The sequence below is a fragment of the Mycolicibacterium pulveris genome, assembly GCF_010725725.1.
Taxonomy (GTDB): domain Bacteria; phylum Actinomycetota; class Actinomycetes; order Mycobacteriales; family Mycobacteriaceae; genus Mycobacterium; species Mycobacterium pulveris.
The window spans coordinates 4172968-4192430 of the sequence record NZ_AP022599.1; the positions used below are offsets into that span (position 1 = coordinate 4172968).

Below are 19463 nucleotides of genomic sequence, written 5' to 3' on the forward strand. Positions count from 1 at the left end.
GACTTAGACGTGCGCGACCATCGCCACGCGCGGTGCGGCGCCGACCGTCCAGCCATCATTCGCAATAGGCGCCGGGATGGTTCCACAGGGAGCCGCTCGGGGCGAGACCATAACAAGCTCGGGACCGTGTAGTACCGAGCCAATAGCGGAAGCCCTCGCGTGGCCGCGTCCAACGGGACGCGCCCGGGGGCTTAGAGGAGACTACGTGGCCGACAATGACCATTCCCAAGCCCCGACTGAAGACCTTTCAGAACACGCACCGCCGACCGAGGACTCTCAGCCCGACAAGCTGAGCGTCGATTCGCTCGCGCAGGAGCTGGGCACCACCAGCGAGCGGGTGCTCGAGGCGTTGACCGAACTCGACGGCAGGGCCCGCGACCCGCAGTCTCCCGTCGAGGAGGACGAAGCCCAGCGGGTGCGCGATGCGCTCGCCCAACCGCCTGGCGTCGCCGAGCAGCCCGCCGAGCAGCGCGAGCCAGAGACCGATTCAGGTGATTCAGGTGACGGCGCCGCCACGCCCGAGCCCGCCGACTACCTTCCCCTGTTCGTCGCGCCCCAGCCTGTCACCGTCGAGTACAGCTCCGACGACGAGGACGAGGACGGCGACGACGGGACGGACTCCGACGACGACCAGTTCGAGCGGCCGTCGGGTCGGCGCAGGCGCCGTGGCCGCCGCGGGCGGGGCCGTGGTCGCGGCGAGCAGAGCGGTGACGACGACTCCGACGACACCGACAGCCAGGGCAGCGACTCCGACGACGACTCCGACGACTCCGACGATGACTCCGGTGACGACGACAGCACCGGCACCGAGGGCGCCACCCGGCGTCGTCGCCGCCGCCGTCGTCGCAAGTCCGGCTCCGGTGACGACACCGACACGGCCCTGTCGCCCGACGATCCACCCAACACCGTCGTGCACGAACGCGAGCCGCGGAAGACCAGCAAGACCTCGGGGTCCAGCGGTGACGGCGAAATCCAGGGCATCAACGGGTCGACCCGGCTGGAGGCCAAGCGGCAGCGCCGACGCGACGGCCGCGACGCAGGCAGGCGCAGGCCGCCGATCCTGAGCGAGGCCGAATTTTTGGCCCGCCGCGAATCCGTCGAACGGATGATGGTGGTGCGCGACAAGGTGCGCACCGAACCGCCGCACGAGGGCTCCCGGTACACCCAGATCGCCGTGCTCGAGGACGGCGTCGTCGTCGAACACTTCGTCACCTCGGCCGCGTCGGCCTCGCTGGTCGGCAACATCTACCTCGGCATCGTGCAGAACGTGCTGCCGTCGATGGAGGCCGCGTTCGTCGACATCGGCCGCGGCCGAAACGGCGTCCTCTACGCCGGTGAAGTGAACTGGGAGGCCGCGGGCCTCGGCGGCGCCAACCGCAAGATCGAGCAGGCACTCAAGCCGGGCGACTACGTCGTCGTGCAGGTCAGCAAGGATCCGGTGGGGCACAAGGGCGCCCGGCTGACCACCCAGGTGTCGCTGGCCGGGCGCTACCTGGTCTACGTGCCGGGCGCGTCGTCCACCGGGATCAGCCGCAAGCTGCCCGACACCGAACGGCAGCGGCTCAAGGAGATCCTGCGCGAGGTGGTGCCGCCGGATGCCGGCGTGATCATCCGCACCGCCTCGGAGGGCGTCAAGGAAGACGACATCCGCTCCGACGTCGAGCGGTTGCAGAAGCGCTGGACCGAGATCGAGGCCAAGGCCGCCGAGATCACCGAGAAGAAGGCCGGGGCGGCCGTCGCGCTCTACGAGGAGCCCGACGTGCTGGTCAAGGTCATCCGCGACCTGTTCAACGAGGACTTCACCGGGCTGATCGTCTCCGGCGACGAGGCGTGGAACACCATCACCGAGTACGTGAATGCTGTTGCGCCGGAGCTGCTTCCGCGGATGACGAAGTACGAGCCTCCGGTCTCCGCCGAGGGTGAGCCGGGACCGGACGTGTTCGCCGTCCACCGGATCGACGAACAGCTGCTCAAGGCGATGGACCGCAAGGTGTGGTTGCCGTCGGGCGGCACGCTGGTCATCGACCGCACCGAGGCGATGACCGTGATCGACGTCAACACCGGCAAGTTCACCGGCTCGGGCGGCAACCTCGAACAGACCGTCACCCGCAACAACCTCGAGGCCGCCGAGGAGATCGTGCGCCAGCTGCGGTTGCGCGACATCGGCGGCATCGTGGTCATCGACTTCATCGACATGGTGCTCGAGTCCAACCGCGACCTGGTGCTGCGGCGGCTGACCGAGGCGCTGGCCCGCGACCGCACCCGGCACCAGGTTTCCGAGGTCACCTCGCTGGGCCTGGTGCAGTTGACCCGGAAACGGCTGGGCACCGGGCTGATCGAGGCGTTCTCGACGTCGTGCCCGCACTGCGCCGGGCGGGGCATCATCCTGCACACCGATCCGATCGACTCGACGTCGGGGAACGGACGCAAGTCCGACGGCAACCGCCGGGGCAGGCGCGGTAAGCGGGGCGGCAAGTCCGACGACGTCGCGGTTGCCAAGGTGCCCGCTCATGCCGCCGAGCATCCGATGTTCAAGGCGATGGCCGCGTCGGCGTCCCGGCAGGAGGACGAGGCCGAGGACGACGAGAAGAAGCCCGCCGAGGAGGTCGCCGAGGCCGACACCGAAGGCATCCGGGAGGCGGTTTCCTCGTCGGCGGACGAAGACCTCGAAGACGACGACTCGTATGAGCCCGACGAGGACGAGGACGACGAGCCCGACGAGGACGAGATCGAGCTGGATGACGACGACGACGAGGACGACCTCGACGACGACATCGAGGTCATCGACGACGACTCCGACTCGGACGAGGATGAGGACGACGACTCGGACGAGGACGACGACTCAGACGAGGACGAGGACGACGAGGACGCTGCGGTGGCCTCCGTGGCGCTGACCCGGCCGGGCGGCCGACACCGTCGCCGCGCCGCCGCGCGACCTGCGGGCCCACCCAGCCACAGCCGCTGATCAGCCTCGGAGCCCGGCGCCGTGACCTGCGGTGATTTGACCCTCACGGTCCGGCTCAAGTAGCCTTGAGCAGTTGTCGCCAGGCTGTGGCCGGCGATCGTGGAAGACCCGGAAACCCAGACCCGCGCAGTCGCGAGCAGCGCTGTGTCAGAAACGACGTAGGAGCACGAGCACGATGGCAGCCGAGAAGGCCACGTACGCAATCGTCAAGACGGGCGGCAAGCAATATAAAGTCGCCGTCGGTGACGTGGTCAAGGTCGAGAAGCTCGACAGCGAACCCGGCTCCAAGGTGTCGCTGCCCGTGGCCCTCGTCGTCGACGGCGCGAAGGTCACCACCGACGCCAAGGCCCTGGAGAAGGTCGCCGTCACCGGCGAGGTGCTCGAGCACCGCAAGGGCCCCAAGATCCGCATCCACAAGTTCAAGAACAAGACCGGCTACCACAAGCGTCAGGGTCATCGTCAGCAGCTGACGGTCCTGAAGGTCACCGGCATCAAGTAAAGGGCTTTCGACATGGCACACAAGAAGGGCGCATCCAGCTCACGCAACGGTCGCGACTCCGCAGCACAGCGGCTCGGCGTCAAGCGATTCGGCGGCCAGATCGTCAAGGCCGGCGAGATCCTGGTCCGCCAGCGGGGTACTCACTTCCACCCCGGCACTAACGTCGGGCGCGGCGGCGACGACACGCTGTTCGCCACGGCTCCCGGTGCCGTCGAGTTCGGCACCAAGCGCGGCCGCAAGACCGTCAGCGTCGTGCGACCGTCCGCGGAGGCCTAACTCCGCCGTCGAAACCGACGTTTAGGCGTTAGGCACTCGCACTTTCGCGCCCAAACGTCCCTTTCGGCGAAGGAGAGGAGTATCCGATGGCCCGGTTTGTCGACCGCGTGGTGATTCACGCGCGGGCCGGCAACGGCGGCAACGGCTGCGCCTCCGTCCATCGCGAGAAATTCAAACCGCTCGGCGGTCCCGACGGCGGCAACGGCGGGCGCGGCGGCAGCGTCGTGCTGGTCGTCGACCCGCAGGTGCACACGCTGCTGGACTTTCACTTCCATCCGCACGTCGTCGCGCCCTCGGGCAAGCCGGGCGCGGGCGGTCACCGCGACGGCGCCGCGGGCGCCGACCTGGAGGTCAAGGTGCCCGACGGCACCGTCGTGCTCGACGAGAACGGCAGGGTGCTCGCCGACCTGGTCGGGGCCGGTACCCGCTTCGTCGCCGCCGCAGGCGGCCGCGGCGGGCTGGGCAACGCCGCGCTGGCCTCGCGGGCCCGCAAGGCACCCGGCTTCGCGCTGCTCGGCGAGAAGGGCGAGGCCCGCGACCTAACGCTGGAACTCAAGACCGTCGCCGACGTCGGGTTGGTCGGGTTTCCGTCCGCAGGCAAGTCGTCGCTGGTGTCGGTCATCTCGGCGGCCAAACCCAAGATCGCCGACTACCCGTTTACCACGCTGGCGCCCAACCTCGGCGTGGTGTCCGCCGGCGAGCACACCTTCACCGTCGCCGACGTGCCCGGCCTCATCCCCGGCGCATCCGAGGGCCGCGGCCTGGGCCTGGACTTCCTGCGCCACATCGAGCGCTGTGCGGTGCTGGTGCACGTGGTGGACTGCGCGACGCTGGAACCCGGCCGCGACCCGATCTCCGACATCGAGGCGCTCGAAGCCGAACTCGCCGCCTACCAGCCGACGTTGCGGGGCGACTCGACGCTCGGCGATCTGGCCGAACGTCCGAGAGCGGTGGTGCTCAACAAGATCGACGTCCCGGAAGCGCGGGAGCTGGCCGAGTTCGTCCGCGACGAGATCGCCGAGCGGTTCGGCTGGCCCACCTTCGCGGTCTCCACCGCAACCCAAGAGGGATTGCGGCCGTTGATCTTTGCCCTGGCCGAGATGGTGGCTGAATACCGCAAGGCGCGCCCGCCCGCCGTGGCGCGTCGACCCGTCATCCGGCCCGTGCCGGTGGACGACACCGGGTTCACCATCGAGCCCGACGGCCACGGCGGATTCATTGTCCGCGGTGTGCGGCCCGAAAGATGGGTCAATCAAACGAATTTCGACAATGACGAGGCGGTCGGATACCTGGCCGACCGGTTGGCGCGGCTTGGCGTCGAGGAGGAGCTGCTTCGGCTCGGCGCACGGCCCGGCTGCGCGGTGACCATCGGCGACGTGACCTTCGACTGGGAACCGCAGACTCCCGCCGGTGTCGATGTTCCGTTGTCCGGGCGTGGCACCGACGCGCGGCTGGAGCAGACCGAGCGGGTCTCGGCGGCCGAACGCAAGGCGGCCCGCCGCGAACGCCGCCGCGGAAGCGGGGAGTCGTGAGCGCGCACCGCGACGCGATCCGCACCGCCCGCAGCGTCGTCGTCAAGATCGGCACCACCGCGCTGACCACACCGTCGGGGGTGTTCGACCCCAGCCGGCTGGCGACGCTGGCCGAGGCGATCGAGGCCCGCATGAAGGCCGGCTCGGACGTGGTGATCGTCTCCTCCGGCGCGATCGCCGCCGGCATCGAGCCGCTCAAGTTGTCCAAGCGGCCCACCGATCTGGCCACCAAGCAGGCCGCCGCCAGTGTCGGGCAGGTGGCGCTGGTCAACGCGTGGAGCACGGCGTTCGCCCGCTACCAGCGCACCGTCGGCCAGGTGCTGCTGACCGCGCACGACATCTCGATGCGCGTGCAGCACACCAACGCCCAACGCACGCTGGACCGGTTGCGGGCGCTGCACGCCGTGGCGATCGTCAACGAGAACGACACGGTGGCCACCAACGAGATCCGGTTCGGCGACAACGACCGGTTGTCGGCGCTGGTGGCTCATCTGGTCGGCGCCGACGCGCTGGTGCTGCTGTCCGACATCGACGGCCTCTACGACGCGGATCCGCGCAAGGGCCAGGCGCGCTTCATCCCGGAGGTCTCCGGTCCCGAGGACCTCGACGGTGTGGTGGCCGGCCGCGGCTCTCACCTGGGCACCGGCGGGATGGCGTCGAAGCTGTCGTCGGCGCTGCTGGCCGCGGACGCCGGTGTTCCGGTGCTGCTGGCCGCGGCGTCGGACGCCGCGACCGCGCTGGCCGACGCGTCGGTCGGCACGGTCTTCGCCGCCCGGCCCCAACGGATGTCGGCGCGCAAGTTCTGGGTGCGCTACGCCGCCGAGGCGTCGGGATCGCTGACGCTGGACGACGGCGCCGTGCGGGCGGTGGTGCGGCAACGCCGGTCGCTGCTGCCTGCCGGCATCACAGCGCTGTCCGGGCGCTTCTACGGCGGCGACGTCGTCGAGTTGCGGGCGCAGGACACCACGATGATCGCGCGCGGAGTGGTGGCCTACGACCACACCGAGCTGGAGACCATGCTGGGCCGGTCGACGTCGGACCTGCCCGCCGACATGCGCAGGCCCGCGGTGCACGCCGACGATCTGGTCGCCGTCTAGGCGATTTCGGCGCGGCTATGCCCCTACAGCGTCCGTTTGCGCGCCCAACTCACACACCAGCAGGGCCAACATCTCCGAGCAGCCGCTGTCGACCTTGACCGTGGCAAGCGCGTCGCCGCGCGTCGGCCCGCGGTTGATGATCGCGACCGGCATCCCGGCGGCCGCCGCGTGCCGGACGAACCGGTAACCGGAGTACACCGTCAGCGACGACCCCGCCACCAACAGCGCGTCGGCGGCGTCGACGACCGAATATGCCTCTGTCACACGCTCTTTGGGCACGTTCTCGCCGAAGTAGACGATGTCGGGCTTGAGCATGCCGCCGCATCGCCCGCAGTCGACGACGCGAAACGACGCGGTGTCGTCGACCACCGCGTCGGCGTCCGGTGCCACGGCGATACCACCGACCGCCTTGGCGCGCTGCGCGAATCCCGGGTTGGCTTCCTCCAACAGGTCGGCGAGCGCCGCGCGCGACATGCGGTGGCCGCAGCCCAGGCAGATCACCTCGGCGTAGCTGCCGTGCAGGTCGACCACCGCGCGACTGCCCGCCTTGGTGTGCAACAGGTCGACGTTCTGGGTGATCAGCCCGCACACGACGCCGGCCCGCTCGAGCCGGGCCAGCGCGCGGTGACCGGCGTTGGGCGCGGTGGTGTCCATGTGCCGCCAGCCGAGGTGGTTGCGCGCCCAGTACCGCTGCCGAAACGCCGGGTCGGAGGTGAACTGCCGAATCGTCATCGGATTGCTCGGCGGCGAGTCCGGTCCGCGGTAGTCCGGGATACCCGAGTCGGTCGATATCCCCGCGCCGGTCAGCACGGCGACACGCCTGCCGCGCAGCACATCGATCAGTTCCGGGGCGTCCACGGTGTCGAGGGTACGGCTCAGCTCATCAGCGCCCCGGCCGTCACCCGGCCCGGCGTCGAGATCGACGTTTTGGCGGGATTTACTCGCACTTTCCCGCAGGCGGGAAGGATCAGCCGTCGCGCCCGTGGGCGAGGCGGGCCACTCCGCGCAGGATCCACGGTGTGTGCCTGGCCATCGTGGCCACGGCGCGGTCCGAGCGGCGCATGCCGGTCCGTGGACCTGGAGTAGGTGCGGATATCAGCTGTGCCTCCATCGATTCGGTCCGCGCGCCGCGGCGATCCACCGCCAACAGTTGCCATGCGCCGGGCACGCCCCGCAACTCGACGGAGCCGCGATCGTCGAACTCGGTGCCCGAGCCGACGACGAGATCACATACGGTGCGCGAGACGAGGATCTCCCCGCTGCCCGCCTTGTCGACGATCCGCGCCGCGATGTGCACAGCGATGCCGCCGATGCCGGTTTCCAGCAGTTCGCACTCGCCGGTGTGGATTCCGGCGCGTATCTCGATACCCAAGGTTTCCGCCTCGGCGCGTAAGGTCTCGGCGCACCGGATCGCAAGCGTCGGGCCCTCGAAGGTGATCAAGTGGCCGTCGCCCGTACTTTCCACCACCGTGCCCCCGAACCGGTGTGCGACGTCAGCGGTGATCTCGTCGAATCGGTGCAGCACCGCACGCCACCGCTCGTCGCCCATCGCCGCGGCGTGTCGTGTCGATGCGACGATGTCGGTGAACAGCACGCTGCGCAGCGCACGACGCGCCGGAGAGGGCGCGGCATGGCTGCCGGTGAGGAACTCCTCGACCTCGGTCAGGATCGTGTCGGGATCGGCGAGCCAGGGCGCGTGGTTGTTGCCGTCGACTTCGAGCATTCGCGCACCGGGGATGTGGTCGGCGATGTAGCGGCCGCACTGCACCGGAACGACTTCTTCTCGGGCATGGATGACCAGGGTGGGTGCGGTGATGGCCGGCAGGACCGGCCGCGCGTCGATCCGGAACCCGGCTTCGAGGACCGCGCGCGCCATCCCCGGGCTGGCGCTCATCCGTTCCACCATCGCGAGCAGGCGGACGGAGCGCACCGACGGCAGTAGAGCCTTGGCCGCCGCGCCGCTGCCCCATGCTGTGAGGACGGCGCGCCAAAAAGCCTGCAAGCCGGCGATCTGCTGCACCGAGGGTGTGTAGCGCTCATCGAGCTCGCCCAGCAAGCGGTCCCGCAGCTCGGCCGGATCGCGTTCCAAGTCAGCCCAGCCGTCGACGTAGGCGTACGCGAAGGTGCCGGTGAGAATCAGCGCCCGCGTTCGCTGCGGTCGTGTCGCCGCGAAGAGGATGGAGGCCGGGCCGCCCTCGCTCGTCCCGAAAAGCACGGCCCTTTGGAAGCCGACGGCGTCCATGACGGCCTCGATCTCGGACACCCGCTCCTCCAGCGTGCGGACTTTGGGCACCGGGTCCGACAGGCCCGCCCCGGCCTTGTCGAAGAGAAGGACGCGACAGAACGTGGCGAGGCGCTCGAAGAAGGCCACGAATTCGGGCACGGTCCAATACAGCTCGACGTGGCTGGCGAACGATCCGGCGAAGACCAGCTCGATAGGTCCGTCGCCGAAGACCTGATACGCCAGGTTGAGGTCGCCGCAGGATGCGTACGCCGTTTCCGGCACGTTTGAAGCGTACTGCTGCCCGACATCAGCCGTAGCGTCTCGCCTTTTCCCGTCAGCCCAGGCAATCGGCCGCGGAAATGATGTCGGCGCTCATGTTGCTGCGCATCATGGTCAGCGCCGCATCGCTGAGTTCCGGATCGATGTGCGCGACCGCGTCGGGCGGGACCACTACGGGAAAGTGCCGGACGTAGGCATCCAACGCGGTGTAGAGGATGCACTGTTCGGTCACCTGGCCGGTGAGGATCACCCGCTCCGGCTTGAGTTGGTTGAGCAGGTACGCCAGCGAGGTGGCGTAGAAGGCGCTGTGGCGCACCTTGGTCATCAACCGGCAGCCCTTGTGGGGCACGATCGGTTTCACCAACTCCGGTCGTTCACCATCGAGCGCGGCACTCACGATGTCGTCGAATTGTGCGCTGAAATCGCCGTAGTTGTCGTTGACATAGATCAGCTCGACGTCGTCGCGTTCGCGGGCCTCGGCGACCAGCTGCGCCAGCGGATCGATGATCTCGGCGACGTGGGGGGCCAGCTTCTCGGCATCGGGATGCCGGTAGGTGTTCATCATGTCGATGACCAGCACAGCGGTGTCACTCATGGGCTTCTGCATACCCCGTTCTGCTTTCGGGCAACAATGAGGCATGGATTTCTACTCGGCCTACCGGCACGGGTTCGTGCGCGTCGCCGCCTGCACACACCACACGGCGCTGGCGGATCCGCAGGCCAACGCGCAATCGGTGCTGCGGTTGGCGCAGGGCTGCCACGACGACAGCGTCGCGCTCGCGGTGTTTCCGGAGTTGACGCTGTCGGGGTACTCGATCGAGGACATCGTGATGCAGGACGCCCTGCTCGACGCGGTCGAGGACGCGCTGCTCGACGTCGTCGCCGCATCCGCCGACCTGATGCCGGTGCTCGTCGTCGGCGCCCCGTTGCGGTACGCGCACCGGATCTACAACACCGCGGTGGTGATCCACCGCGGCCACGTGCTCGGGGTCGCGCCCAAGTCGTATCTGCCGACCTACCGAGAGTTCTACGAACGCCGCCAGATGGCACCAGGCGACGACGTGCGCGGGGCGATCCGGATGGGGGATGCCGACGTACCGTTCGGGCCCGACTTGTTGTTCATCGCCACCGACATGCCCGGCTTCGTGCTGCACGTGGAGATCTGCGAGGACATGTTCGTGCCGATCCCGCCGAGCGCACAGGCCGCGCTGGCCGGCGCGACGGTGCTGGTCAACCTCTCCGGCAGCCCGATCACCGTCGGGCGCGCCGAGGACCGTTGCCTGCTGGCGCGTTCCGCGTCGGCGCGGTGCCTGGCCGCCTACGTCTACGCCGCAGCGGGAGAAGGCGAGTCGACCACCGACCTGGCCTGGGACGGTCAGACGATGATCTGGGAGAACGGGGAGTGCCTGGCGCAGTCCGAACGCTTCCCGAAGGGCGAACGACGCTCGGTCGCCGACGTCGACCTCGAGCTGCTGCGCAACGAGCGGCTGCGGATGGGCACGTTCGACGACAACCGCCTCCACCACGGCATCGATGCGGACACGTTCCGGCGGGTGGAGTTCCGGCTCGACCCGCCGTCGGGCGACATCGGGCTGCGCCGGGAAGTCGAACGGTTCCCATTCGTGCCGTCGGATCCCGAACGGCTGGAACAGGATTGCTACGAGGCCTACAGCATCCAGGTGTCCGGGCTGGAACAGCGCCTGCGCGCGCTGCACTACCCGAAGGTGGTGCTCGGGCTGTCCGGCGGGCTGGACTCCACCCACGCGCTGATCGTCGCCGCCCGCGCCATGGACCGAGAAGAACGGCCGCGCAGCGACATTCTCGCGTTCACCATGCCGGGTTTCGCGACGGGGGAGCGCACCAAGGGCAACGCGGTGCGGCTCGCCGAAGCCCTGGGCGTGACCTTCGCCGAGCTTGACATCAGCTCCACCGCCGAACTGATGCTCAAGAACATCGACCACCCGTTCGGGCGCGGTGAACCGGTGTATGACGTCACATTCGAGAACGTGCAGGCCGGCCTGCGCACCGATTACCTGTTCCGGCTGGCCAACCAGCGCGGCGGCATCGTGCTCGGCACCGGTGACCTGTCCGAGCTCGCACTGGGCTGGTCGACCTACGGTGTGGGCGACCAGATGTCGCACTACAACGTCAACGGCGGTGTGCCGAAGACGTTGATCCAGCACCTGATTCGCTGGGTGATCGCCTCGGGGCAGTTCGACGACGCGGTCAACGAGGTGCTGCAGTCGGTGCTGGACACCGAGATCTCTCCGGAGCTGGTGCCCGCCGGCGAGGACGAGGAGATTCAGAGCACCGAGTCGAAAATCGGACCGTATGTCCTGCAGGACTTCTCGCTGTTCCAGGTGCTGCGATACGGGTTTCGGCCCTCGAAGGTCGCGTTTCTGGCGTGGCATGCGTGGAGCGACGCGCAGCGCGGCGACTGGCCGGCCGGATATCCCGAGCACAAGCGGCCGTCATACTCGCTCAAGGAGATCCGGCACTGGCTGCAGGTGTTCGCGCAGCGCTTCTACTCGTTCGCGCAGTTCAAGCGTTCGGCAGTGCCCAACGGCCCCAAGGTGTCTCACGGCGGGTCGCTCTCGCCGCGCGGTGACTGGCGGGCGCCGTCGGACATGACGGCGCGGGTGTGGCTCGACGAGATCGAGCGCGAAATCCCCGAATCCGGTTAGCGTTTGCGGCGCAGCTTGCCGGCGCTGAGCGCGCCGACCGCCGCGCCGGCCAGCGCCCCGACAGTTGACCACCACCACTGATCGGTCATGGCGGCCACGGTCACGCCGAGGACCAGACCGATGATCAACGGCATCCAGAGCCAGGTCGCTTCCTGCTTGGTGTTCATCTGCCTGCGTGCCATCACACCCACGCTAGCGCGGGTGGTCGACGGCCCAGGTCAGCGCTCGTAGGTGCCCGTCAACACGCCGCGCGCCAGTACATGACCGGCGATCGAGGCGAGAAGTCCCTTGTGGTCGGTCACGCCGTCGGGCACCGGCGTGTCGAGCGCGAACAGCTGAAACCGGTAGTGGTGGGGGCCGTGTCCCCGGATCGGTGCGGGGCCGACATAGGAGTCGCCGAACGCCTTGACGAACCGCACGCCGGCGGCGCCGGGCGTGAGCTCGCCTTCGTCGAGGCTGCGCCGGTCGGCTTCGATCAGCGCGATCGTGTGCATCAGCGGTTTGGGGCCGGGCACGTCGATGTCGTCGATGACCAGGGCGAGTTGTTTGGCCGGCGCCGGCACCCCGCTCCAGCGCAGCGGCGGCGAAACGTTTTCGCCGACGGCGGCGCCGGCGTGCTTCTGCGGGATCGGCCCGCCGTCGTCGAACGCACTGCTGGTGATGTCGATGGTGTCGGCACCCGCGTACTCGGGCGCGGCCAGCGGGCTGCGGTGTGCGCCTGCGCGGAACCGGCGGAGCAGCTTTCCCACAATCGGCATGCCCGGCAGTCTAGTCAGCGATTTCGGCGTAGTTCGTCACGGTGAGCGTGACGAACTACGCCGAAATCGCCCGAGGCCCGGGACGAAACGGCCGACTCGTGCGGTGTACTCGCGGTACGTGTCGCCGTGCACCGCCAGCAGGTAGGGCTCTTCGACGGCCCGGACCTGAAGTTCGATGGTGACGACCAGAATCACGAACCCGGCCAACGCCACCACATTCGGTGTCACCAAGGCGATTCCGAGCCCGAACACCAGCATCGCGGTGAAGATGGGATTGCGCACCACCGCGAACACCCCGGTGCGCACCAGCGCGGTCCGCTCACGAGCGTCGACACCGATCCGCCACGAATCGCCCATGTCCAGCTGCGCGTACACGGTGGCGGCGATCCCGACGGCCGCGAGCACCACCCCGACGACGTTCAGCCACGGCCGGTCCAGCGCCGCCAACGGCGCCACCACACCGAGCAGCTGCAAGATCGCCGCGCACACCGCCGCGGCCATCGCCACCACGAAGCCCACCCCGGCGAACCATTCGACCGAACCGATGCGGCCGCTGATCCCCCGGAACCCGGTCGAACCGGTTCGACGACGCTGAACCCAACTGCGCCAACCAAATCCGAGCAGCGCGAACACGCCGAACAGCACGAGCGCGACGACAGGCACCATGTCTCCCCTCATGAACAGCAGGCGTCTCCGCGCCAGGCATTGATGCCTTCACGAACGGCGATGGCGGCGATACCCAGCGCGGCGAGCGGATCGGTCCACGTCCATCCGAGCACGGCGTTGAAGACCAGACCGATCAGCAAGACGGCCGACAGATACGTGCACAACAGCGTCTGTTTGGAGTCGGCGACAGCCGAGCGCGAGCCCAGTTCGCGCCCGGCGCGACGCTGCGCCCACGACAACACCGGCATGATCACCAGGCTGAGCGCGGCCAGCGCGATGCCGATGCGCGATGGCCGCGCCTCGCCGAGCCCGACCAACGTCAGCACCGCGTCGGCGGTCACATAGGCCGCCAGCGCGAAGAACGAGAACGCGATGAACCGCAGCGCGGTCTTCTCCCGGGTCTCGGGGTCCGGGGCGGCGAACTGCCAGGCGACCGCCGCCGCGGAGGCGACCTCGACGGCCGAATCGAGCCCGAAACCGATCAGCGCCGTCGACGACACGCGACTGCCTTCGGTCAGCGCGACGATCGCCTCGATCACGTTGTAGCTGATGGTCGCGGCCACGAAGAGCCGGACGCGGCGGATGAGGACGTCGCGCCGGGCCGCCGTCGTCGCGACCATCAGCAGCAGCCCTCGGTTTCAGCGGCTGGGCAGCACGCCGGGTCGACCGTGAGCACCAACCCGATCAGGTCGTCGAGCGCGTGGGCGATCCGGGCGTCGGCGAGTTCGTAGCGGTTGCGCCGACCTTCGGGCTGCGCGACGACCAGGCCACAGCCGCGCAGGCACGCCAGGTGGTTGGACAAGATCTGGCGCGACACCCCGATCTTGTCCGCTAGCTCGGAGGGGTAGCCGGGGCCCTCGCGCAGGAGCAGCAGGATCTCGCAGCGCGTCGGGTCGGACAGCGCGTAGCCGAACCGCGACAACGCGTCGCGATGGGTGACCGTCCGCATGCCACAGACAGTACAGCAATTTCTGTACTATTCAAGCGTGATTTCGGCGCGGTTCGTCACGGTGAGCGTGACAAACTGCGCCGAAATCGCTGCTCAGAGGCGGCCGTCGAGGCGTAGGTCGGGATGCACCCAGTCCGGCGAACGCCGCTCCTTGAACGCCCGGAACCCCTCGATGATCTCGGGTCCGGACAGGCTGGACTGCATCCCGATGCGGTCGAACAACCCCAGATAGTTGTCGATGCTGGACTTGACCAGTCCGCGGGCGCCCGGGGCGGTGCGGCAGCACTGGGCCAGCACCTCGCGGGCCTGCTCGAGCAGCTCGTCGTGCGGCACCACCCGCGCCACCAAGCCCCACTCGTAGGCCTCCTGCGCGTTCAGCACGCGCCCGGAGAACATCAGGTCGCGGGTGCGGACCGGCCCGATCAGCCGGGTCAGCATCTGGGCGTAGTAGGTGTCGGCGATGCCGCGGAACAGCTCGGGCACCCGGAACGTGGCCCGGTCGCTGACCACCGCCATGTCGCTGCACATCGCGATCTGCAGCCCGCCGCCCTGACACAGCCCGTTGACCGCCGACACCACCGGTTTGACCGACTGGCGCAGCGTCTCGAACGGCGTCACGTCCATCCCCAGCGCCGACCCGAACGTCAACCAGTCGTCGCTGCCGTCGCCGCCACCCATGTCGCCGCCGGGGGCGAACACGTCACCGGTCCCGGTGATGAGCAGGCCCGCCAGGTCGGGATCGGCGTCGACGTGGCGCACGGCGTAGCGGATGCCGAAGTACATCGCGGGCGTCATCGCATTGCGTGCCTCGGGCCGGTCCAACGTGCACACCCCGAACGCGCCCTCACGGCTGAAGCGCAGATACGGTGTGCCCAGCCAGTCGCCTTCGGGGGGCCGAGGCGTGCTGGTGGTGGGGGGCACTGAGGTGTCCGATGTCATAGCCGTGGCTCTCCTGCCTTCCGTTTGGTCACTGCATCGTCGATGGCCTCTGCGTAGGGCGCGCAGTCGCCGGCGCCGGGCACCAGCGTGGACAGCGCGGCGGCCGCGCACGCACGGCGCATCGCGCCCTCGTGTCCGTCGAGCCAGCCCGCGGCCAGCACGCCCGCGAACACGTCGCCCGCGCCGGTGGTGTCGACCGCATCGACGGCCGGCGCGGGCACATCGAACCGCTCGTCCTCGCCCAGATAGCTGGCCCCGCGCGCGCCGCGGGTGATCACCAGATGGGGGACCGGCCAGTGCCAGTGGCCGGCCTCGGATTCGTTGACCACGACGACGTCGGCCGACTCGGACAGGGCGAGCAGCGCGTGCGGCGGCGCGCCCGCCGGCGACGCGTTGACGACGACGACCGCACCCGCTGCCCGGGCCACCCGCGCCGCGTCGACGGCAGTGCCGACCGGGATCTCCAACTGCATCAGCACCACATCGCTGTCGGCGATCACCGCGCGCACGTCGGCGTCGTCGACGCTCAGGTGCGCGTTGGCCCCCGGCGCCACCACGATCGTGTTCTCCGCCGCGTTGTCGACGACGATGACCGCCGTGCCGCTGGGGCCCGGCAGCGTCACCACCCCGGCCAGCGCGACGTCGTTGTCCTCCAGGTGGGCCCGCAGCAACGCGGCCGCCGGATCGGTGCCGAGCGCCGCGACGAGCTGCACCTCCGCGCCCGCGCGGGCGGCGGCCACCGCCTGGTTTCCGCCCTTGCCGCCGGGCGCGGTGGCCTTCGTCGACGCGAGGACCGTCTGGCCAGGCCGCGGCAGCGTGTTCACCACGAAGGTGTGGTCGAGATTGACACTGCCGACCACGCAGACCCGCGCCACCATGACTGACAACGCTAGACCAAGCCGCCTACCCGACACGTGTCGAACGGCCCGGACGCCCGTTCGATACGCTGGGGTAATGAGTGTGCAGGCCCCCTCACTGCCCGGTTTGCGCGAACAGGTCCACGACGCCGCCCGCCGCGCCCGCGTCGCGGCCCGCGCGTTGGCCACGCTGAGCACCGAAACCAAGAACCGTGCGCTCAACACCGCCGCCGACCACCTGCTGACGCGCGTTGGCGACGTCCTCGCGGCCAACGAACAGGACCTGGAGGCCGCCAGGGCCGCGGGCACACCGGACGCCATGCTCGACCGGCTCGCGCTGAACCCCGGCCGCGTCGAAGGGATCGCCGACGGGCTGCGCCAGGTCGCCGGGCTGCCCGACCCGCTCGGCGAGGTGCTTCGCGGCCGCACCCTGCCCAACGGGCTGCGGCTGCGCCAGGTGCGGGTGCCGCTGGGTGTGGTGGGCATAGTCTACGAGGGCAGGCCCAACGTCACCGTCGATGCGTTCGGCCTGACGCTGAAGTCGGGCAATGCGGTGCTGCTGCGCGGCAGTTCGTCGGCGGCGCGCTCCAACGCCGCCCTGGTGGATGCGTTGCGCGCGGCGCTGGCCACCGAGCTGCTCGACGCCGACGCCGTGCAGCTGCTGCCCAGCGAGGACCGGGCCAGCGTCACCCACCTGATCCAGGCGCGCGGCCTGGTCGACGTCGTCATCCCGCGCGGCGGGGCAAACCTCATCGACGCGGTGGTGCGCGACGCCACGGTGCCGACCATCGAGACCGGGGTCGGCAATTGCCATGTCTACGTTGACAAGTCGGCCGATCTCGACGTCGCCGAACGGATTCTGTTGAACGCCAAGACACGCAGGCCCAGCGTGTGCAACGCGGCCGAGTCGGTGCTGATCGACGCCGCGATCGCCGGGCAGGCGGTGCCGCGGCTCACCAAGGCGCTGCGCGACGCCGGCGTGGCCGTGCACGACAATCCGTCCGAGGACGAACTGCGCGCCGAGTTCCTGTCGATGGACATCGCGCTGGCGGTCGTCGACGGCGTCGATGGGGCGATCGCCCACATCAACGAGTTCGGCAGCGGACACACCGAGGCGATCGTGGCGACCGATCTTGCTGTAGCCCAACGCTTCACCGATCAGGTCGACGCGGCGGCGGTGATGGTGAACGCGTCGACGGCGTTCACCGACGGCGAGCAGTTCGGGTTCGGCGCCGAGATCGGCATCTCGACCCAGAAGCTGCACGCCCGCGGCCCGATGGGACTGCCCGAACTGACCTCAACCAAGTGGATCGTGTGGGGAGAAGGCCACACCCGCCCGGCCTGAAAACAGGAGTTACTACATTGACCGTCCCCGCACGCCCGGCACCGCTGTTCGCCGACATCGACGATGTCGCGCGCCGGCTGGCCGAAACCGGTTACCTGCCCGACACCGCCACCGCCACCGCGGTTTTCCTCGCCGACCAGCTGGGCAAGCCGTTGCTGGTCGAAGGCCCCGCCGGGGTCGGCAAGACCGAGCTGGCCCGCGCGGTCGCGCAGGCCACCGGCTCGGGCCTGGTGCGGTTGCAGTGCTACGAGGGGGTCGACGAGGCCCGCGCCCTCTACGAGTGGAACCACGCAAAGCAGATCCTGCGCATCCAGGCCGGGCACGGCGACTGGGATGCCACCCGCGACGACGTGTTCAGCGAGGAGTTCCTGCTGAGCCGGCCGCTGCTGACCGCGATCCGGCGCACCGAGCCGACCGTGCTGCTGATCGACGAAACCGACAAGGCCGACATCGAGATCGAGGGTCTGCTGCTGGAGGTGCTCTCGGACTTCGCGGTGACCGTGCCCGAGCTGGGCACGATCACCGCCGAACGCGCGCCGTTCGTCGTGCTGACGTCCAACGCCACCAGGGAGCTCTCCGAGGCGCTCAAGCGGCGTTGCCTGTTTCTCCACATCGACTTCCCCGACGCCGAGCTGGAACGGCGCATCCTGCTGTCGCGGGTGCCCGAGCTGCCCGAACATCTGGCCGCCGAACTGGTCCGCATCATCGGGGTGCTGCGCGGAATGCAGCTCAAGAAGCTGCCGTCGGTGGCCGAGACCATCGACTGGGGCCGCACCGTGCTGGCGCTCGGCATGGACACGATCGACGACGCGACCATCGCGGCCACGCTGGGCGTGGTGCTCAAACACCAGTCCGATCAGATCAAAGCCAGCGGCGAGCTCAGGCTGAACTGACATGGCCGTCCGCCGCACCCGTCCGCCGCAGCCGCTGGCGCCGCACGGTATCCCCGGTCACCTGGTCGGGTTCGTCGAAGCGCTGCGCAAGCAAGGGATTTCGGTGGGGCCGTCGGAGACCGTCGACGCCGGGCGGGTGATCTCGGTGCTCGGTCTTGGGGACCGGGAGGTGCTGCGCGAGGGCCTCGCGTGCGCGGTGCTGCGCCGCCCCGAGCACCGCGACACCTACGACGCGATGTTCGATCTGTGGTTCCCCGCGGCGCTGGGCGCCAAGACCGTGCTGCTCGACGACGACGGCGCGCCGCTCGACGACATCGAGGGGTTGCCGCCCGGGGACATCGAGGCGATGCGCGCGGCGCTGCTGGACCTGCTGGCCGACAACGAAGAGCTGGCCAACCTCGACGAGCGGATGGCGGCGATGATCGCCCGGATCGTGGAGGCTTACGGCCGCTACAACTCCAGCCGCGGCCCGTCGTACTCGTCGTATCAGGCGCTCAAGGCGATGAACCTCGACGACCTCGAGGGCCGGCTGCTCGCCGGGCTGCTGGCGCCCTACGGCGACGAGCCGACGCCGACGCAGGAGCAGATCGCCAAAGCGATGGCCGCCCAACGCATCACGCAGCTGCGCAAGATGGTGGAGGCCGAAACCAAGCGCCGCACCGCCGAGCAGCTCGGCCGCGACCACGTGCAGATGTACGGCGTGCCGCAGCTGGCCGAGAACGTCGAGTTCCTGCGCGCTTCCGGTGAGCAGCTGCGCCAGATGCGCCGGGTGGTGCAGCCGCTGGCCCGCACCCTGGCCACCCGGCTGGCCGCGCGTCGGCGCCGCTCCCGCGCCGGCGAGATCGACCTGCGCAAGACGCTGCGCAAGTCGATGTCCACCGGCGGTGTGCCGATCGACGTGGTGCTCAAGAAGCCGCACCCGGCCCGGCCCGAGCTGGTGGTGCTGTGCGACGTGTCGGGTTCGGTGGCCGGGTTCAGCCACTTCACGCTGCTGCTGGTGCACGCGCTGCGCCAGCAGTTCAGCCGGGTTCGCGTGTTCGCGTTCATCGACACCACCGACGAGGTGACCGAGTTGTTCGGCCCCGACGCGGACCTGGCCGTCGCGGTGCAGCGCATCACCCGCGAGGCCGGGGTGTACACCCGCGACGGGCACTCCGACTACGGACACGCGTTCGTGTCGTTCCTGGAGCGCTGGCCCAACGTGCTGTCGCCGCGCAGCTCCCTGCTGGTGCTCGGCGACGGCCGCAACAACTACCGCAACCCGGAAACCGAGCTGCTGGCCCACATGGTCAACTCCAGCAGGCACGCGCACTGGCTCAACCCCGAGCCGAAGCATCTGTGGGGTAGTGGTGACTCGGCGGTGCCGCGCTATGAGGAAGTCATCACCATGCACGAATGCCGTTCGGCCAAGCAGCTGGCCTCGGTCATCGATGCCCTGCTACCGGTCTAAGTACGGCGCGAACGTGGGTTACCCGCACGCCTCGGCGGCCCGAACCGTGA

Annotated in this window: 19 protein-coding genes; 9 read left to right on the forward strand and 10 right to left on the reverse strand. The window is 69.3% G+C overall.

The features are described from left to right. Positions 1 to 205 precede the first annotated feature (205 nt). From G6N28_RS20235 to proB, 5 genes are all read left to right on the forward strand, one after another. Positions 206 to 2965: a ribonuclease E gene (locus G6N28_RS20235; protein ID WP_179962124.1), complete on the forward strand. Its 2760-nt coding sequence runs from the start codon at positions 206 to 208 to the stop codon at positions 2963 to 2965. A 175-nt stretch (positions 2966 to 3140) separates the two neighbouring features. Continuing rightward, positions 3141 to 3464 (forward strand): 50S ribosomal protein L21, encoded by a 324-nt coding sequence (gene rplU, locus G6N28_RS20240; RefSeq protein WP_163903383.1) that lies wholly within the window; start codon positions 3141 to 3143, stop codon positions 3462 to 3464. Between the two features lie 12 nt (positions 3465 to 3476). Further along, complete coding sequence (rpmA, locus tag G6N28_RS20245) at positions 3477 to 3740, forward strand: 50S ribosomal protein L27 (protein WP_163903385.1); 264 nt, start codon at positions 3477 to 3479, stop codon at positions 3738 to 3740. 86 nt (positions 3741 to 3826) lie between these two features. Continuing rightward, complete coding sequence (obgE, locus tag G6N28_RS20250) at positions 3827 to 5272, forward strand: GTPase ObgE (RefSeq protein WP_163903387.1); 1446 nt, start codon at positions 3827 to 3829, stop codon at positions 5270 to 5272. Next, positions 5269 to 6369, forward strand: a complete 1101-nt coding sequence (gene proB / locus G6N28_RS20255) for a glutamate 5-kinase (protein WP_163903389.1) — start codon at positions 5269 to 5271, stop codon at positions 6367 to 6369. Before obgE ends, proB begins: the two co-directional genes overlap by 4 nt. A 15-nt stretch (positions 6370 to 6384) precedes the next feature. Here proB and G6N28_RS20260 read toward each other — a convergent pair whose 3' ends face one another. The 3 genes from G6N28_RS20260 to G6N28_RS20270 form a co-directional block, all read right to left on the reverse strand. Continuing rightward, positions 6385 to 7227 (reverse strand): NAD-dependent protein deacetylase, encoded by an 843-nt coding sequence (locus tag G6N28_RS20260; RefSeq protein WP_163903392.1) that lies wholly within the window; start codon positions 7225 to 7227, stop codon positions 6385 to 6387. 109 nt (positions 7228 to 7336) lie between these two features. Next, a complete protein-coding gene (locus tag G6N28_RS20265; RefSeq protein ID WP_163903394.1) occupies positions 7337 to 8875 on the reverse strand; it encodes an adenylate/guanylate cyclase domain-containing protein in 1539 nt (512 codons plus the stop codon). Positions 8876 to 8927: 52 nt separating this feature from the next. Then, positions 8928 to 9467 carry a cysteine hydrolase family protein gene (locus G6N28_RS20270; protein ID WP_163903396.1) on the reverse strand — a complete coding sequence of 180 codons (540 nt, stop codon included), beginning with the start codon at positions 9465 to 9467 and terminating at the stop codon, positions 8928 to 8930. 43 nt (positions 9468 to 9510) lie between these two features. On the opposite strand from G6N28_RS20270, the gene G6N28_RS20275 reads away from it, so the two are divergent. Next, positions 9511 to 11556 (forward strand): NAD(+) synthase, encoded by a 2046-nt coding sequence (locus G6N28_RS20275; RefSeq protein WP_128110940.1) that lies wholly within the window; start codon positions 9511 to 9513, stop codon positions 11554 to 11556. Here G6N28_RS20275 and G6N28_RS20280 read toward each other — a convergent pair. The 7 genes from G6N28_RS20280 to G6N28_RS20310 all read right to left on the reverse strand — a co-directional run bounded on the left by G6N28_RS20280 (position 11553) and on the right by G6N28_RS20310 (position 15746). Beyond that, positions 11553 to 11738: a glycine zipper 2TM domain-containing protein gene (locus G6N28_RS20280; RefSeq protein WP_163903398.1), complete on the reverse strand. Its 186-nt coding sequence runs from the start codon at positions 11736 to 11738 to the stop codon at positions 11553 to 11555. The genes G6N28_RS20275 and G6N28_RS20280 overlap by 4 nt on opposite strands. Positions 11739 to 11774: 36 nt before the next feature. After that, complete coding sequence (locus tag G6N28_RS20285) at positions 11775 to 12314, reverse strand: YbhB/YbcL family Raf kinase inhibitor-like protein (protein WP_163903400.1); 540 nt, start codon at positions 12312 to 12314, stop codon at positions 11775 to 11777. 36 nt (positions 12315 to 12350) lie between these two features. Further along, a complete protein-coding gene (locus tag G6N28_RS20290) occupies positions 12351 to 12980 on the reverse strand; it encodes a methyltransferase family protein (protein ID WP_179962222.1) in 630 nt (209 codons plus the stop codon). 8 nt (positions 12981 to 12988) lie between these two features. Beyond that, a complete protein-coding gene (locus tag G6N28_RS20295; RefSeq protein WP_163903404.1) occupies positions 12989 to 13600 on the reverse strand; it encodes a cation efflux transmembrane domain-containing protein in 612 nt (203 codons plus the stop codon). Next, a complete protein-coding gene (locus tag G6N28_RS20300; protein ID WP_163903406.1) occupies positions 13600 to 13929 on the reverse strand; it encodes an ArsR/SmtB family transcription factor in 330 nt (109 codons plus the stop codon). The genes G6N28_RS20295 and G6N28_RS20300 overlap by 1 nt, the downstream gene beginning before the upstream one ends. 93 nt (positions 13930 to 14022) lie before the next feature. Then, entirely contained in the window at positions 14023 to 14868 is an 846-nt protein-coding gene (locus tag G6N28_RS20305; protein WP_163903408.1) for an enoyl-CoA hydratase/isomerase family protein, read from the reverse strand. Beyond that, positions 14865 to 15746 carry a PfkB family carbohydrate kinase gene (locus G6N28_RS20310; RefSeq protein WP_163903410.1) on the reverse strand — a complete coding sequence of 294 codons (882 nt, stop codon included), beginning with the start codon at positions 15744 to 15746 and terminating at the stop codon, positions 14865 to 14867. The genes G6N28_RS20305 and G6N28_RS20310 overlap by 4 nt, the downstream gene beginning before the upstream one ends. Positions 15747 to 15822: 76 nt before the next feature. Here G6N28_RS20310 and G6N28_RS20315 point away from each other — a divergent pair, with 76 nt between their 5' ends. The 3 genes from G6N28_RS20315 to G6N28_RS20325 are packed head-to-tail and all read left to right on the forward strand — an operon-like array spanning position 15823 to position 19413. Then, positions 15823 to 17070, forward strand: a complete 1248-nt coding sequence (locus G6N28_RS20315; protein ID WP_163903412.1) for a glutamate-5-semialdehyde dehydrogenase — start codon at positions 15823 to 15825, stop codon at positions 17068 to 17070. Between the two features lie 17 nt (positions 17071 to 17087). Next, positions 17088 to 17963: an AAA family ATPase gene (locus tag G6N28_RS20320; RefSeq protein WP_064918905.1), complete on the forward strand. Its 876-nt coding sequence runs from the start codon at positions 17088 to 17090 to the stop codon at positions 17961 to 17963. Between the two features lies 1 nt (position 17964). Beyond that, positions 17965 to 19413, forward strand: a complete 1449-nt coding sequence (locus G6N28_RS20325; RefSeq protein ID WP_163903414.1) for a vWA domain-containing protein — start codon at positions 17965 to 17967, stop codon at positions 19411 to 19413. The last annotated feature ends 50 nt before the right edge of the window (positions 19414 to 19463 follow it).